Raw genomic sequence first — 13,881 nt, forward strand, 5'->3', positions numbered from 1 at the left:
AGTGTGGCAGGTATACCCGCCACACTCGACCGCACCGGCCACATCCGGTCAGCCGGCGGTGAGTTCCCGCATCGCGGCGGCCAGCGCGGCGACGCGTGCCGTCGCCGTCTCGCGGCGCTCCGCCACCGACCCAACGTCGCTCGAAGCGTCGATGTACATCTTCAGCTTCGGTTCGGTGCCGCTGGGGCGAACCATCACGCGGGAGCCGTCGTCGAGCAGGATGCGCAGCACGTCGCTCGGCGGAAGCGAACCGAACCCGTCTTTCAGGTCGTCGATCTGCGTGACGCCGACCGTGCCGAGGGCGGCAGGCGGCGTGCTTCGCAGCGAGGCCATGATGTGGTCGATCTCCGACAGGTCGGTGACCCGGATGGAGATCTGGTCGGAGGCGAAGAAGCCGAACCTTTCGGCGAAGGCGTCGAGCTGATCCGCGACCGTGCGCCCTTCGGCGGCGAGGGATGTGGCCAGGTCGAGCAGCGCGGTCGCGGCCGAGATGCCGTCTTTGTCCCGCACGGTCTCGGGGTTCACGAGGTAGCCGAGGGCCTCCTCGAAGCCGAAGATCAGGCCGGGCGCGCGGGAGACCCACTTGAAGCCGGTGAGGGTGTCTTGAAAATCGAGGCGGTAGGCGTCGGCGACCGCACGCAGCGCGGGGGACGACACGACGGAGCAGGCGAGGGCGCCGAACGGTGCGCTGCCGTCGGCGGCGTCGGCGGAGGCGAGTTCCGCGGCCCGCCAGCCGAGCAGGGCGCCGACCTCGTTGCCGCTGAGACGGCGGTAGCCCGACGCATCCGACGAGTCCGGAACGGCGACGGCGAGACGGTCGGCGTCGGGATCGTTGGCGATGACGAGGTCGACCCCGGCGTCGCGGGCGGTCTCGAACGAGAGATCCATCGCCCCGGGCTCTTCGGGGTTCGGGAAGGCGACCGTCGGAAAGGCGGGATCGGGGTCGATCTGGGCGGCGACGATGACCGGCTCGGCGAACCCGGCGCGGGAGAACACCTGTTGGGCGGTGCGCCAGCCGACGCCGTGCATCGCGGTGTACGCGAAGGAGACCGCGTCCCGGGGCGCCGAGGTCTGGGCCACAGCCGCCGTCGCCGCGATGTACTCCTGCTCGACGGTCTCTGGTGCGATCTCGTACGTCTCGGCGCGGGGAAGGTCTGCGACGCTTCCCTGCGCGACCTCCAGGATGCGCGCCGCGATCTCCGCGTCCACCGGAGAGACGATCTGCGATCCGTGGTTCTCGCCGCCGAGGTAGACCTTGTAGCCGTTGTCGTTCGGCGGGTTGTGGCTCGCCGTGACCATGACGCCGGCGCTGACGCCGAGGTGTCGCACCGCGAACGCGAGCACCGGGGTCGGCATCAGCCGGGGGAGCAGCACCGCGCGAACACCGGCGCCCGCCATGAGCTCCGCGGTGTCGCGCGCGAACACGTCGGAGTTCTTGCGGCCGTCGTAGCCGATCACCACCGACGGGGTCTCGCCCTCGGTGTGATCGAGCAGGTAGCGCGCGAAACCGGCCGCCGCCTGCGCGACGAGCACCCGGTTCATGCGGTTCGGCCCGCCCGCGATGGCGCCGCGCAGACCGGCCGTGCCGAACGCGAGCCGCGTGTCGAAGCGGGAGTGCAGGTCGTCGAGCGCTTGCTGTGAACCGCTCTGAGCCTCGACCACAAGTGTCTGCAGCTCGTCCCGGGTCTCCGGGTCGGGGTCCTGCGCGATCCAGGCGTCGACCCGCTCGAACAGATCGTCCGTGGCCACGCCGCTCACAGCGCGCCGACGATCTTCGCGAGGAGGGCGCTGATCACGGGCTCGGCGTCGCGGCCGGCCTCGATCACCTCCTGGTGGCTGAGCGGGGTCTTCTGGATGCCCGCGGCCAGGTTCGTGATGAGCGACATCCCGAGGATCTCCATGCCGGCCTGGCGTGCGGCGATCGCTTCGAGCGCCGTCGACATCCCCACGATGTGGCCGCCGATGGTCTTCGCCATCCGCACTTCGGCGGGCGTCTCGTAGTGCGGCCCGCGGAACTGCGTGTACACGCCCTCGTCGAGGGACGGCTCGATACCGCGTGCGATCTCCCGCAGCCTCGCCGAGTACAGATCGGTGAGGTCGACGAAGGTTGCGCCCTCGAGCGGGGAGTCGGCCGTGAGGTTGATGTGGTCGCTGATGAGCACCGGGGTGCCGGGCTTCCAGGCCTCTTTGATCCCGCCCGCGCCGTTGGTGAGGATCATGGTGGTGGCGCCGGCGGCGGCGGCGGTGCGAACGCTGTGCACGACGCGGCGCACGCCGTGGCCCTCGTAGTAGTGCGTGCGGGCGCCGATGACGAGGGCCCGCTTTCCGTTCGGGAGGAGCACGGAACGCAGGGTTCCGACGTGACCGGCGAGGGCCGGTGCGCCGAAGCCGACGATCTCCGTGGCCGGGATGGTCGCGGTGGTCTCGCCGATGAGATCCGCCGCCTTACCCCATCCGCTGCCCAGGGTGAGGGCGATGTCGTGCTTCTCGACGCCGGTTTTCTCAGCGAGCTGCTCCGCTGCCTGACGAGCGATGTCGAACGGGTCGGAGGCCGGGTCGTCGAGCGGGTTCGTGATGGTTTCAGACATGAGCCAACTCTATTCGGAAGCTCCCTGGCGCCGCCGCCGCGGCCCGGTGCGCATCGGTGCGTCGGGTAGGAGAGAATGGGAGTCATGGCCTATGAATTCGAGCGCAAGCAGAGGATCGCTGTACTCGGAGGTGGACCGGGCGGCTACGAGGCCGCACTCGCCGGAGCGCAGCTCGGAGCAGACGTCACGCTCGTCGAGCGCACCGGCGTCGGCGGTTCGGCCGTGATCACCGATGTGGTGCCGTCGAAGAGCCTCATCGCCACCGCCGAGGCGGCCAACGCGATCGGTGAGGCCGCCGATCTCGGCGTGCAGTTCTTCACCCGCGGCGACCACGGCAAGCCGGTGCGGCCGGATGTCGCGGTCAACCTCGCCGCCGTGAACAAGCGGCTCATGGGTCTCGCCCGTCAGCAGTCCGAAGACATGAAGGCCGAGCTGATGCGGGCCGGTGTGCGCATCGTCACGGGCGAGGGGCGGCTCGACGGCAACAGCGCCATCATCGTCTCCACGGCCAAAGGCGACACCGGCACCGACTTCGACCGCATCGAGGCCGACACGTTCGTCGTCTCGGTGGGCGCGAGTCCGCGCATCCTGCCCTCCGCGGTTCCCGACGGCGAGCGCATCCTCACCTGGACACAGCTCTACGACCTCGGGCACGTTCCCGAGCATCTGATCGTCGTCGGTTCGGGCGTCACGGGCGCCGAGTTCGCCTCGGCGTACACCGCTCTCGGCTCGAAGGTCACACTGATCTCCAGCCGTGACCAGGTGCTGCCGGGTGAAGACGCCGACGCCGCCCGCGTCATCGAGAACGTCTTCAAGCGCAACGGGATGCAGGTGCTCTCCAAGTCGCGTGCCGAGTCGATCGTGCGCACCGAGACCGGTGTGCTGGCGACGCTGAGCGACGGACGCACCGTCGAGGGCAGCCACTGCCTGATGGCCGTCGGGTCGGTGCCCAACACGGCCGGCATCGGGCTCGAGGAGGCGGGCGTGCAGCTCACAGAGTCGCGACACATCCGGGTGAACCGGGTGGCTCGCACGTCTGTGCCGAACATCTACGCGGCCGGCGATTGCTCCGATCTGCTGCCGCTCGCATCCGTCGCCGCAATGCAGGGCCGCACCGCCGTGTTCCACGCGATGGGGGATGCGGTCTACCCGTTCGAGCTGCGCAACGTCACCTCGAACATCTTCACGCAGCCCGAGATCGCCACCGTCGGCTGGAACCAGAAGCAGATCGAAGAGGGCATCGCGCAGGGCGACATCTACAAGCTTCCGCTCAAGTCGAACCCGCGCGCAAAGATGCTCGGCATCAAAGACGGCTTCGTGAAACTGTTCGCCCGCACCGGGTCGGGCACCGTCATCGGCGGCGTGATCGTGGCGCCGCGGGCATCCGAGCTGATCTTCCCGCTGGCGCTAGCCGTGGAGCACCGGCTCACGGTCGACCAGGTCGCCCGTGCCTTCACGGTGTACCCGTCGCTCTCCGGCTCGATCTCCGACGCTGCGCGAGCGATGCACATCGTGCTGTAGCTCGCTCGCACGGTAGGGTCGCGGGGTGGAAGTCCTCGTCATCATCGTGCTGGTTCTGCTCGCCATCGCCGGTGCGACCACGCTCGGGCCCAAGCTGGGCGTCGCGGCACCGCTCGTGCTCGTGGTGGTCGGGATCGCGGTCAGCTTTCTACCGTTCGTTCCGGCGCTCGAGATCGAGCCGGAGTGGATTCTCGCCGGCGTGCTGCCGCCTCTGCTCTACTCGGCGTCGGTGTCGATGCCGACGATGGAGTTCCGGCGCGAGTTCGGCGCCATCGGAGGGCTCTCGGTGCTGCTCGTCATCGTCAGCGCGGTCGTGCTCGGGCTCTTCTTCGCGTGGGTGATCCCGGGGCTCGGACTGGCTTGGGGCATCGCCCTCGGCGCGATCGTGAGCCCGACGGATGCAGTGGCCACCTCCATCGTCAAACGCTCGGGCGTCTCGCCCCGCGTCGTCGCCATCCTCGAAGGGGAGAGCCTGCTGAACGACGCGAGCGCCCTCGTGCTGCTGCGCACGGCGATCGCCGCCGCGGCCGCGTCGTTCTCGCTCGGCGGTTTCATCGGATCGTTCGCGTACTCGGTCGCGGTCGCCCTCGTGTTCGGCTGGGTGGTCGGCCGGCTCAACCTCATCGTTCGCGCGCGGGTCACCGACGCCACGATCAACACCGTGCTCTCTTTCACGGTGCCGTTCCTCGCGTCGATCCCGGCCGAGGCGCTCGGCGCATCCGGTCTCGTCGCCGCTGTGGTGGCCGGGCTCGTGACCGGCCGCCGCGGACCCAGGGTGCTCTCGCCGCAGCACCGGCTCTCGGATGCGCAGAACTGGCGCACGATCGAGGTCATCCTCGAAGGCCTCGTGTTCCTGGTCATGGGACTGGAGCTGTTCGGGATCGTGCAAGACGTGCAAGCGGATCACGCGGGCTTCCTGCCCGCTCTCGGCGTGGCTCTCGGAGCGCTCGTGCTGACCATCGTGGTGCGGGCGGCCTACGTCGCTCCGCTGCTCGGCATCCTGGCCTGGCGGTCGCGACGCGGGGAGCAGATGAGGCCGCGGATGGAGAGCATGCAACAGCGTCTCGTCGACCCCGGTGCGGCTTCTGCTGCGCTCGAACGGCGGGGCGGACCCGGCGCTCGGCGAACACCGACGGCCGCAGACCTCGGACGCTTCGCGACCCGCGTGCGCAGGGCGATCGCCGACATCGACTACTTCAAGTCCGCGCCCCTCGGCTGGCGCGAGGGCACCGTCGTGGTGTGGGCGGGGATGCGCGGCGCCGTGACCGTCGCCGCCGCCCAGACGCTGCCGGCTCCGCAGACGCCTGGGCGGTCGTTGCTGGTGCTGATCGCGTTCATCGTCGCGGCCGCATCGCTGCTCATCCAGGGCGGCACTCTCGGCTGGGTCGTGCGCCGCGTCAAGCCGGCCCCGGTCGACACCGCCCTGGAGCGGGACGAACGCGCGCGTCTGATGACGCTGCTGTTCGACGCCGCGCAGTCCGTGCCGATCCCCGCGTCGACCGAGCGCACGCCCGAAGCCTTCATGGCGCTGAGGGAGGCCCGGCTGAAACGCATCCGGGCGCAGCGCGCCGCGCTCCTCGACGCTCGCGACGACGGTGCTTTCAGCGCCGACCTCCTCGACGGCGCCCTCACCAACCTCGACGCCGACCAGATCTCCCTCGACCTCAAGGGCGCCCCCCTCACCCCCTCCGACTGACGCTGCTCTCCCCACCCCTGCTCTTCCCCACCTGCTCTTCCCCACCTGCTCTTCCCACCCGCCCCCGCCCTGCGCCCGCTCCGCGGCGCCGGCTCTCTCGGCCCTTTCCGCTTGTTTTTCCGCCCTGACGGATGTCTGCCCGGCGTGTCGCCCGAAAACACCGACTTTCCACACAGGGCCTTCCTCGCGGACTCTCCACAGGTCCACCATGACCGCTACCGGCCGAACCTCCTCGCCGACATCCTCGACTCATGGACTGGTTCGAACTGCTGAGCGCGCGAGGCGGAATCGCGGCCCGCGACGAGCTCACCCGGGCGGGCGCGCATCCTCTCGAGCTCACGAGGGCGATCAGGGATGGGCGGCTCATCCGGCCGCGTCAGGGCGTCTACGCGCTTCCCGGCACGGCGGGCCCGCCTCTCGAAGCTGCCCGGTTCGGCGCGCGGCTGTGCTGCGTGTCGGCCGCCCGCAGCTACGGGTGGTGGGCGGGTGCGGACGCCCGGCTGCACCTTCGGCTGGGCAGCAAGGCGCGGCGTTCTGCCGCCGCTCCGCCGTCGGCCGTCATCCACTGGAAGGATTCGGAACGGGCGCGGGAGGTCTGGCGCGTGTCCCCAGCCGACTGCCTGCGGAGCGTCGTACGCTGCGCCGACGCGGAGACCGCCGTCGCCTGCTGGACACCGCCGTGTCAAGCGGATTGGTGCGCTACCAGGACCTCAAGACGATCTTCGCCTCGGAGCCCAAGTGGACGCATCCCATTGCCGCCTCTGCCCGCCCGGGATCGGATTCGGGTATCGAGTCGATCGTGCGGCAGCGGTTGAGTGCCGCAGGGCACGTCGTCGAGCAGCAGGTGGCCGTGCCGGGCGTCGGGCGGGTGGATCTGAGGGTCGACGGATGCCTCTTCGTCGAGCTCGACGGGTTCGCCTACCACTCGAACCGGGCCGCCTTCGAGAACGATCGCGCCCGCGATATCGCCCTCGCGATGCAGGGCGGGATGCGCGTGCGGTTCTCCGCGCGTCAGGTTCTGGGCGAATGGCCGCAGGTCCTGGATGCGATCCGGGCCGTGCTCATGCAGGAGAAATCGCGCGCCACGCCGGTAGGACTTCCGTCGTGACGGTCTTTTCGGGCCGGAGGTGGGAGAAGACCGGCGCGCCGGAAGTCGGGGAGGGGGCGGGGGCGCGCGGAAGGACCGGGGGAGGCCGGGAGGGCGGGGAGCTAGACGATGTTCAGGAGGAGGTGGCCCGAAGAGACGGTTTCGCCGACGGAGGCGTTCAGGCCGGCGACGGTTCCGTCTTTGTGCGCGGTGAGGGGCTGCTCCATCTTCATGGCCTCGAGCACGAGCACGAGGTCACCCTTGACGACCTCGTCGCCGTCGGCGACCGCGAGCTTCACGATCGTCGCCTGCATCGGAGCGGTGACGGAGTTGCCGGTCGCCGTGTCGACGGCGTGTGCGCCACCGCGGCGGCGCGGGGCGGGAGCCGGGGCCGCGGAGCCGGAGGCGGCTCCGCCGCCGGCGAGCAGCTTGGCGGGCAGCGAGACCTCGATGCGCTTGCCGCCCACCTCGACGACCACGGTGTTGCGCCGGTCGGCGGGGGCCGTCTCGGCGATCGAGCCCGACCAGGGGTCGATCTCGTTCACGAACTCGGTCTCGATCCAGCGCGTGTACACCGAGAACGGCTCGCCGTCTTGGGGGGCGAAGGCGGGGTCGCGCACGATGGCGCGGTGGAACGGAAGAACGGTGGGGAGCCCCGCGACCTCGAACTCGTCGAGCGCGCGCCGCGACCGCTCGAGGGCTTCTTCGCGGCTGGAGCCGGTGACGATCAGCTTCGCGAGCATCGAGTCGAAGGCTCCGCTGATCTCGTCGCCGGCCTGGATGCCGCTGTCGACGCGAACGCCGGGGCCGCCGGGAGCCTTGAAGACGTGCACCGGCCCAGGGGAGGGGATGAAGTTGCGCCCGGCATCCTCGCCGTTGATGCGGAACTCGAAGGAGTGGCCGCGGGCGATCGGATCGTCGTAGTCGAGCTCGCCGCCCTCGGCGAGACGGAACTGCTCACGCACGAGGTCGATCCCGGTCACCTCTTCGGAGACGGGGTGCTCCACCTGGAGGCGGGTGTTCACCTCGAGGAAGGAGACGGTGCCGTCTTTGCCGATGAGGAACTCGCAGGTTCCTGCGCCCTGGTAACCGACCTCTTTGAGGATGGCCTTGGATGCGCTGTAGAGCTGCTCGGTCTGCTCGGCCGTGAGGAAGGGAGCGGGCGCCTCTTCGACGAGCTTCTGGTGGCGGCGCTGCAGCGAGCAATCACGGGTGGAGACCACCACGACGTTTCCGTAGGCGTCGGCGAGGCACTGGGTCTCGACGTGACGAGGCTGGTCGAGGTACTTCTCGACGAAGCACTCGCCGCGACCGAACGCGGCGATGGCCTCGCGGGTCGCCGACTCGAAGAGCTCCTCCACCTCATCCCGGGTGCGCGCGACCTTGAGGCCCCGGCCACCGCCGCCGAACGCCGCCTTGATGGCGACGGGGAGGCCGTGCACATCGACGAAGTCGAGCACTTCGCTGGCGTTCGCGACCGGGTTCAGCGTTCCCGGAGCGAGCGGCGCGCCCACCTTCTCGGCCACGTGCCGGGCCGAGACCTTGTCGCCGAGGCGTTCGATCGCTTCGGGCGAAGGGCCGATCCAGGTGAGGCCGGCGCCGATCACCGCGCGGGCGAAGTCGGCGTTCTCGGCGAGGAAGCCGTAGCCCGGGTGCACGGCGTCCGCGCCGGATCTGCGGGCGATGGAGAGCAGCTTGTCGATGACGAGATAGGTCTCGGCGCTGGTGGTGCCGTCGAGCGCGTACGCCTCGTCGGCGAGCTTCACGTGGAGGGCATCCCTGTCTTGGTCGGCATAGACCGCGACGGAGGCGACACCGCTGTCCTTCGCGGCACGGATGACCCGGACGGCGATCTCGCCCCGGTTTGCGATGAGGACCTTGCTGATACGTGGCACAGTTCTCTAGCCTATTCGTCGATTCGGGTGCCCTTTTGGGCGAACCCGACAAAAATGGTGGGGGAGCAGGTCAGGAAGACTACAAGGTTCGATGACGGGGGGTCGTCACCGGATTTTGTTCCACAGGGCAGGCCAGTCGACGCCCAACTCGCGGACCAGGTCGCGCAGCGTTGCGAGCGACAACCCTACGACAGTACTCGGATCGCCCTCCACCCGCGTGATGAAGGGGCCGCCGAGACTGTCGATGGTGAACGCGCCCGCGACCTCGAGGGGTTCCCCGGTCGCGACATAGGCGTCGATCTCCTCGTCGGTCACGTCGGCGAACGTCACCGCGGCCACGGCCGTGCGGCCGACGGCGCGGTTCTCGATGCCATCGCGGTGGTCGATCAGCCAGTGCCCCGAGTGCAGGTGCCCGGTGCGGCCGCGTTGGGCGAGCCAGCGCGCGCGGGCGGCGTCGGGGGTGTGCGGCTTTCCGTGGATGCCACCGTCGAGCTCGAACGCGGAGTCGCCTCCGAAGATGAAACCGTCGATGGGCTCGCCGTCGAGCGTGCCGCGCACGGCCTCGGCCTTGAGACGGGCGAGCAGCTGCACCATCGCATCCGCCGAGAGAGGGCCGTGCTCCGCCTCTGCCGCGATCACGGCCGCCGTCTCGTCGACGTGCGACGGAACGACGATGGGTTCGATGCCCGCCGCCCGCAGCAGAGCGAGGCGGGCCGGCGACGTTGAGGCGAGGTAGAGGCGCATGGATTCCTGTGGGATGCTCGACGGATGCCCCAGACAGATGAGGTCGACCTCGACATTACCAACGTCGCCCACGGCGGCGTCTTCGTGGCCCGCCACGAGGGCCGTGTCGTGTTCGTGCCCGACACCATTCCGGGGGAGCGCATCCGCGCGAGGGTCACCGACCGCAAGCACGACAGCTTCTGGCGGGCCGAGGCCATCGAGATCGTGGAGGCCGCTCCCGAGCGCCAGAAGCACATCTGGGACGCCGCCTCCATCGACCGGGCTCCGGATGCGCGAGCGGGCGGAGCCGAGTTCGGCCACATCCGTCTCGACCATCAGCGCGAGCTGAAGCGCCAGGTGCTCGTCGACGCGCTGCAGCGGATGGCGAAGCTGGAGTCGGATGTCACGGTCGAGCCTGTCGGAGGCGAGACCGCGGACGGCACGGGGTGGCGCACCCGGGTTCGCCTGCAGGTGGGCGCAGGAGGCGAGTTCGGCCCGTTCGCTGCCCGGTCGCATCACGTCGTTCCGGTCACGGACCTTCCCCTCGCCGACGCAGCCGTCGCCGCGACGGTTCCATACGGCCAGACCTTTCCCGGTGCCGAGTCGATCGACGTCGTCGCGACGAGCGCCGGAGCGGAGCACGTGCTCGTCAACGAGGCTCCCGTCAAGCGGGGCAAGCGGATCGTTCGCCCGCGCTACCGCCCGATGCCCATTCGGGAGACCGTCGGCGACAGGGAATTCCAGCTCGACCTGCGCGGCTTCTGGCAGGTGCACCGGCGCGCCGCGGCCACCCTCACGGAGGCCGTGCAATCGGCGGTGGACGAGGCGCTCTTCGACCCTCGCGCCGCGAACCTCGACCTGTACGGCGGCGTCGGCCTGCTCGCCGCAGCTCTCGGCGATAGGTTCGGGAGCACGCTGCGCATCACCTCGGTCGAGAGCGACGAGCGCGCGACGGACTACGCCGCGGAGAACCTGTCCGAATGGCTCGGCGCCCAGGCGGTGACCGACCGGGTGGAGAAGTTCGTCGCGCAGCTTGCATCAACGGCGTCGGCGGCCGACCGTTCCCGGCTGAAGGCGGCGACCGTCGTTCTCGACCCGCCGCGCTCCGGCGCAGGACGTGCGGTGGTGGATGCGCTCGCATCCCTCGCCCCCGCCCAGATCGTCTACGTCGCCTGCGACCCTGTCGCGCTCGCGCGAGATGTCGCGTCGTTCGCGGGGCACGGATACGGCGTGCGCACGCTGCGGGCCTTCGACCTTTTTCCGAACACGCACCATGTCGAGGCCGTCGCCACGCTGACGCCCCAGTGAGCATCGCCGAATACTTGCATCACACTACGATGGGGGACATGGTGCGCGTGTCTATCGTCGATGATCACGAGTCCGTGCGTCTGGGGCTCAAAGCAGCTTGCCAGGACGCCGGCTACGAGGTGCTCGTCACCGCGGCCACCGTCAACGAGTTCGTGGAGTCGATCGGCTCGCAGGAGTGCGATGTCGTGGTGCTCGACCTGTCGCTGGGCGACGGCTCCCGGGTGACGGACAACGTGAAGCGCGCCCAGGCCACGGGCGCGGCCGTGCTGGTCCACAGCATCGCCGACCGGGTGGCCAGCGTGCGCGAGGCCCTCGCGGCGGGCGCGGCCGGGGTCATCCCCAAATCGTCGCCGACCACGACCGTCATGAACGCCATCAGGACCGTCGCGAGCGGCGATGTGCTGAACAACCTCGAGTGGGCCACCGCGATCGACGCCGACAGCGACTTCGCGAAGGCGCAGCTCGGCCGGCGCGAGCGAGATGTGCTCCACCTGTACGCATCCGGCCTCCCGCTGAAAGCGGTGGCGGCCCAACTCGGTATCGCGAACTCCACTGCGCGCGAGTACCTCGACCGCATCCGCGTGAAGTACGTCGAGGTCGGTCGTCCGGCGCCGACCAAGGTGGACCTGCTGCGACGCGCCGTGGAAGACGGCATCCTGCCCGGGCTCGATCCCGACACGGGCAATGAGCGCAGCTAGCGCGCTCGAGAAGCCCCTTCCCGGGTCTTCACAGCCGCGCAACCCGATCAGCCGGGCACGTTTCGAGCGCATCGCCGGCCGCAGCGTCTCCGCGTTCGGTCTGGTCTTCGGGCTGCAGACCTTTCCTTCCGCTCTCGGGCAGCTCCACAGCCTGAAGGAGCCGTGGGGGATCACCGTGGTGATCGCCGTGTTCGCGGGCCTGGCGATCATCCCCATACTGGCGATGATCCAGTGGGGCGTGAAGTTCGCGATGGGCGCGCTGTCGGTCGTGTTCCTGGTCACGATCATGACGTGGCCCTTGCTCGCCCGCGACCCGAACGCGATCGGCGAGAAACCGTGGGTGTGGTTCCTGTGTTCGGTGTTCACGGCGTTCGCGGCGGTCGCCTTTCCGCTCTGGCTCGCGACCGCGTACACGTTCGTCGTGCCGATCGCTTACGGATTCATCCGCGCGCTGCCCTCGGGCGGCGGCGTCGGCGCCGAGATCGCAGGCCTGGACGCCCTCTACGCGATCATCCTCGGCGGGGTGATCCTCGTCATCATCGCCATGCTGCGCCAGGCCGCCTCCGCCGTCGACGCGGCGCAGAGCCAGGCCCTCGCCAAGTACGCGAACGCGGTGCGCCAGCACGCGACCGAGGTGGAACGCGTGCAGGTGGATGCGATCGTGCACGACAGCGTGCTGACCACGCTCCTCTCGGCGGCCAGCGCGCGCACGCCCGAAGCCAAAGAGCTCGCAGCCCGGATGGCGTCGGATGCGATCGGCCACCTCCACGCCGCGGAGGCGTCCGTTCCCGAGGATCAGTCGCTGGTGGGTCTCGACCGGCTCAGCGAACGCATCGTGAAATCGGCGGAGGCGTTCTCGTCGCCCTTCTCCGTGGAGGTGCGCGACGTCGAGGTGCACAACCTCCCGGTGAACGTCGCGGAGGCTGTCTATTCGGCCACCGTGCAGGCGATGGTCAACAGCATGCAGCACGCCGGCGGCGAGGAGGTGCAGCGGCGGCTCTCGATCCGCGGCGGCAGTCCTCTGGCGACGGTGCACATCGTGGTCGTCGACACCGGGCGTGGTTTCGACGAGCGCGAGGTTCCGGCCGAGCGTCTGGGACTTCGGGTGAGCATCCGGGAACGCTTGGCGAAGGTGGGCGGCCACGCTCGCATCGAATCGGCGCCCGGTGAGGGCACGACGGTCACCATCCTGTGGCCGTCGTCTGAAGTGGATGCGGAGATCGAACCGTGATCACTCTTCCCCGCTTTCTGTTCCTCGGTCTGGGAGCGCTCTTCTCGGCGTACCACCTGTTCCTCGGCCTGTCGTCGCTGTCGATCCCCGACAATCCGGCTCCTGCCATCGCGGCGATGATCATCTACGCGGTCGCGACGGTGATCAGCCTCTGGCCGACCAGCCCGACCAAGATGCCGCTGTGGCTCGCGGCGTTCGACCTCGCGGTGTGCGTCGCCATCCCGATTCTGGTGACCAGCCAGCTCGATCCCACCAAAGACAACGGCTACGCCACCTGGTACGTCGCGGCGGTGGGCACGCTGATGACCATCGCCGCCGTGCGCCGTCAGCAGTTCGCCGCCTGGGTCGGAGTCGGCTATCTCGCGGTTCAAACGGTCGTCTGGGCGGGGGTGCCCGCGCTCGCCGGACTGGGCGTCATCGGTTCGGTCGTCTGGGTCGGTGTTGCGGTGGTGATCTCCGGCTCCCTGGCCAAGGCGGGGCGGGATGCGCTGCAGTTCGCCCGGGCCGAGCGCGAGGCGACGGAATGGCAGGCGGCGCAGGAGGCGCACGTCATGGAGCGGCAGATGCGGCTCCGGCAGACCTACCGGGTCTCGGCGCCCATGCTCGCCGAGATCGTGCGCCGCGGAGGGGACCTGACCGAGGCCGAGCGCCGGGAGTGCCGCTACCTCGAGGGTGCCATCCGCGACGAGATCCGCGGGCGCCGCCTCCTCAACGAAGACGTGCGCCGTCAAGTGATGGATGCCCGGCGCCGTGGCGTCGTCGTGAGCCTGCTCGACGAGGGCGGCATCGACGACCTGGACGACCGGTCGCTCGGTGTCGTGCTCAAACGGCTGGCCGACGCCATCCGGGGGACGACGACGGACAAGCTGATCGTGCGCACGGTGCCGCGGTCGTCGAAGACCGCTGTGACGGTCGTGGGCCTGAGGATGTCGGACGACGGCAACGCGAACGCTCTCGGTGCCGACACCGAAGACGACGAGGTCGACCTCTGGCTGGAGATCCCGCGCCCCGTGCGCGACGCCTGACCCCCGCCTGTCCGTCGCTCCCTCGTCCTCGTCCTCGTCCTCGTCCCTCGTCGCCTCCCGGCTCACCATCGAGGGGTGCCCCCAACCCCCCCCCGCCGAAAACCCCGAC

General features: G+C 69.7%; 11 protein-coding genes and 1 pseudogene. 8 read left to right on the forward strand and 4 right to left on the reverse strand.

What is annotated here, in order from left to right; genetic code table 11:
• Positions 1 to 48: 48 nt before the first annotated feature.
• Together ACFVWR_RS03390 and ACFVWR_RS03395 are read right to left on the reverse strand one after the other, a co-directional pair.
• Positions 49 to 1,758 carry a phospho-sugar mutase gene (locus tag ACFVWR_RS03390; protein ID WP_387207986.1) on the reverse strand — a complete coding sequence of 570 codons (1,710 nt, stop codon included), beginning with the start codon at positions 1,756 to 1,758 and terminating at the stop codon, positions 49 to 51.
• Entirely contained in the window at positions 1,755 to 2,588 is an 834-nt protein-coding gene (locus tag ACFVWR_RS03395) for a purine-nucleoside phosphorylase (RefSeq protein WP_387207988.1), read from the reverse strand. The genes ACFVWR_RS03390 and ACFVWR_RS03395 overlap by 4 nt, the downstream gene beginning before the upstream one ends.
• A gap of 84 nt (positions 2,589 to 2,672) precedes the next feature.
• On the opposite strand from ACFVWR_RS03395, the gene ACFVWR_RS03400 reads away from it, so the two are divergent.
• The 4 genes and pseudogenes from ACFVWR_RS03400 (at position 2,673) to ACFVWR_RS03415 (ending at position 6,913) form a co-directional block, all read left to right on the forward strand.
• Positions 2,673 to 4,109: an NAD(P)H-quinone dehydrogenase gene (locus ACFVWR_RS03400; protein WP_387207990.1), complete on the forward strand. Its 1,437-nt coding sequence runs from the start codon at positions 2,673 to 2,675 to the stop codon at positions 4,107 to 4,109.
• A 25-nt stretch (positions 4,110 to 4,134) separates the two neighbouring features.
• Positions 4,135 to 5,805: a cation:proton antiporter gene (locus ACFVWR_RS03405; protein WP_387207992.1), complete on the forward strand. Its 1,671-nt coding sequence runs from the start codon at positions 4,135 to 4,137 to the stop codon at positions 5,803 to 5,805.
• A gap of 251 nt (positions 5,806 to 6,056) precedes the next feature.
• Positions 6,057 to 6,143: pseudogene (locus ACFVWR_RS03410) on the forward strand (hypothetical protein); the annotation flags it as partial.
• A 341-nt stretch (positions 6,144 to 6,484) separates the two neighbouring features.
• On the forward strand, positions 6,485 to 6,913 hold the full coding sequence (locus ACFVWR_RS03415) for an endonuclease domain-containing protein (RefSeq protein ID WP_387208327.1): 429 nt from the start codon (positions 6,485 to 6,487) through the stop codon (positions 6,911 to 6,913).
• 101 nt (positions 6,914 to 7,014) lie between these two features.
• Here ACFVWR_RS03415 and ACFVWR_RS03420 read toward each other — a convergent pair whose 3' ends face one another.
• Complete coding sequence (locus ACFVWR_RS03420; RefSeq protein ID WP_387207994.1) at positions 7,015 to 8,787, reverse strand: acetyl/propionyl/methylcrotonyl-CoA carboxylase subunit alpha; 1,773 nt, start codon at positions 8,785 to 8,787, stop codon at positions 7,015 to 7,017.
• 105 nt (positions 8,788 to 8,892) lie between these two features.
• Positions 8,893 to 9,531 (reverse strand): Maf family protein, encoded by a 639-nt coding sequence (locus tag ACFVWR_RS03425; RefSeq protein WP_387208312.1) that lies wholly within the window; start codon positions 9,529 to 9,531, stop codon positions 8,893 to 8,895.
• 24 nt (positions 9,532 to 9,555) lie between these two features.
• Between ACFVWR_RS03425 and ACFVWR_RS03430 the strand changes: the two genes are divergently transcribed.
• From ACFVWR_RS03430 to ACFVWR_RS03445, 4 genes are read left to right on the forward strand one after another with little or no spacing between them, the layout of a single operon-like run.
• Positions 9,556 to 10,818, forward strand: coding sequence for a class I SAM-dependent RNA methyltransferase (locus ACFVWR_RS03430; RefSeq protein WP_387207996.1), 1,263 nt, complete (start codon positions 9,556 to 9,558; stop codon positions 10,816 to 10,818).
• A 38-nt stretch (positions 10,819 to 10,856) separates the two neighbouring features.
• Positions 10,857 to 11,516 (forward strand): response regulator, encoded by a 660-nt coding sequence (locus ACFVWR_RS03435; protein ID WP_387207998.1) that lies wholly within the window; start codon positions 10,857 to 10,859, stop codon positions 11,514 to 11,516.
• Entirely contained in the window at positions 11,503 to 12,747 is a 1,245-nt protein-coding gene (locus tag ACFVWR_RS03440; protein ID WP_387208000.1) for a sensor histidine kinase, read from the forward strand. Before ACFVWR_RS03435 ends, ACFVWR_RS03440 begins: the two co-directional genes overlap by 14 nt.
• Entirely contained in the window at positions 12,744 to 13,772 is a 1,029-nt protein-coding gene (locus ACFVWR_RS03445; protein ID WP_387208002.1) for a hypothetical protein, read from the forward strand. The genes ACFVWR_RS03440 and ACFVWR_RS03445 overlap by 4 nt, the downstream gene beginning before the upstream one ends.
• Positions 13,773 to 13,881: the final 109 nt, after the last annotated feature.

Source organism: Leifsonia sp. NPDC058292 (genome assembly GCF_042880955.1).
GTDB lineage: Bacteria > Actinomycetota > Actinomycetes > Actinomycetales > Microbacteriaceae > Leifsonia.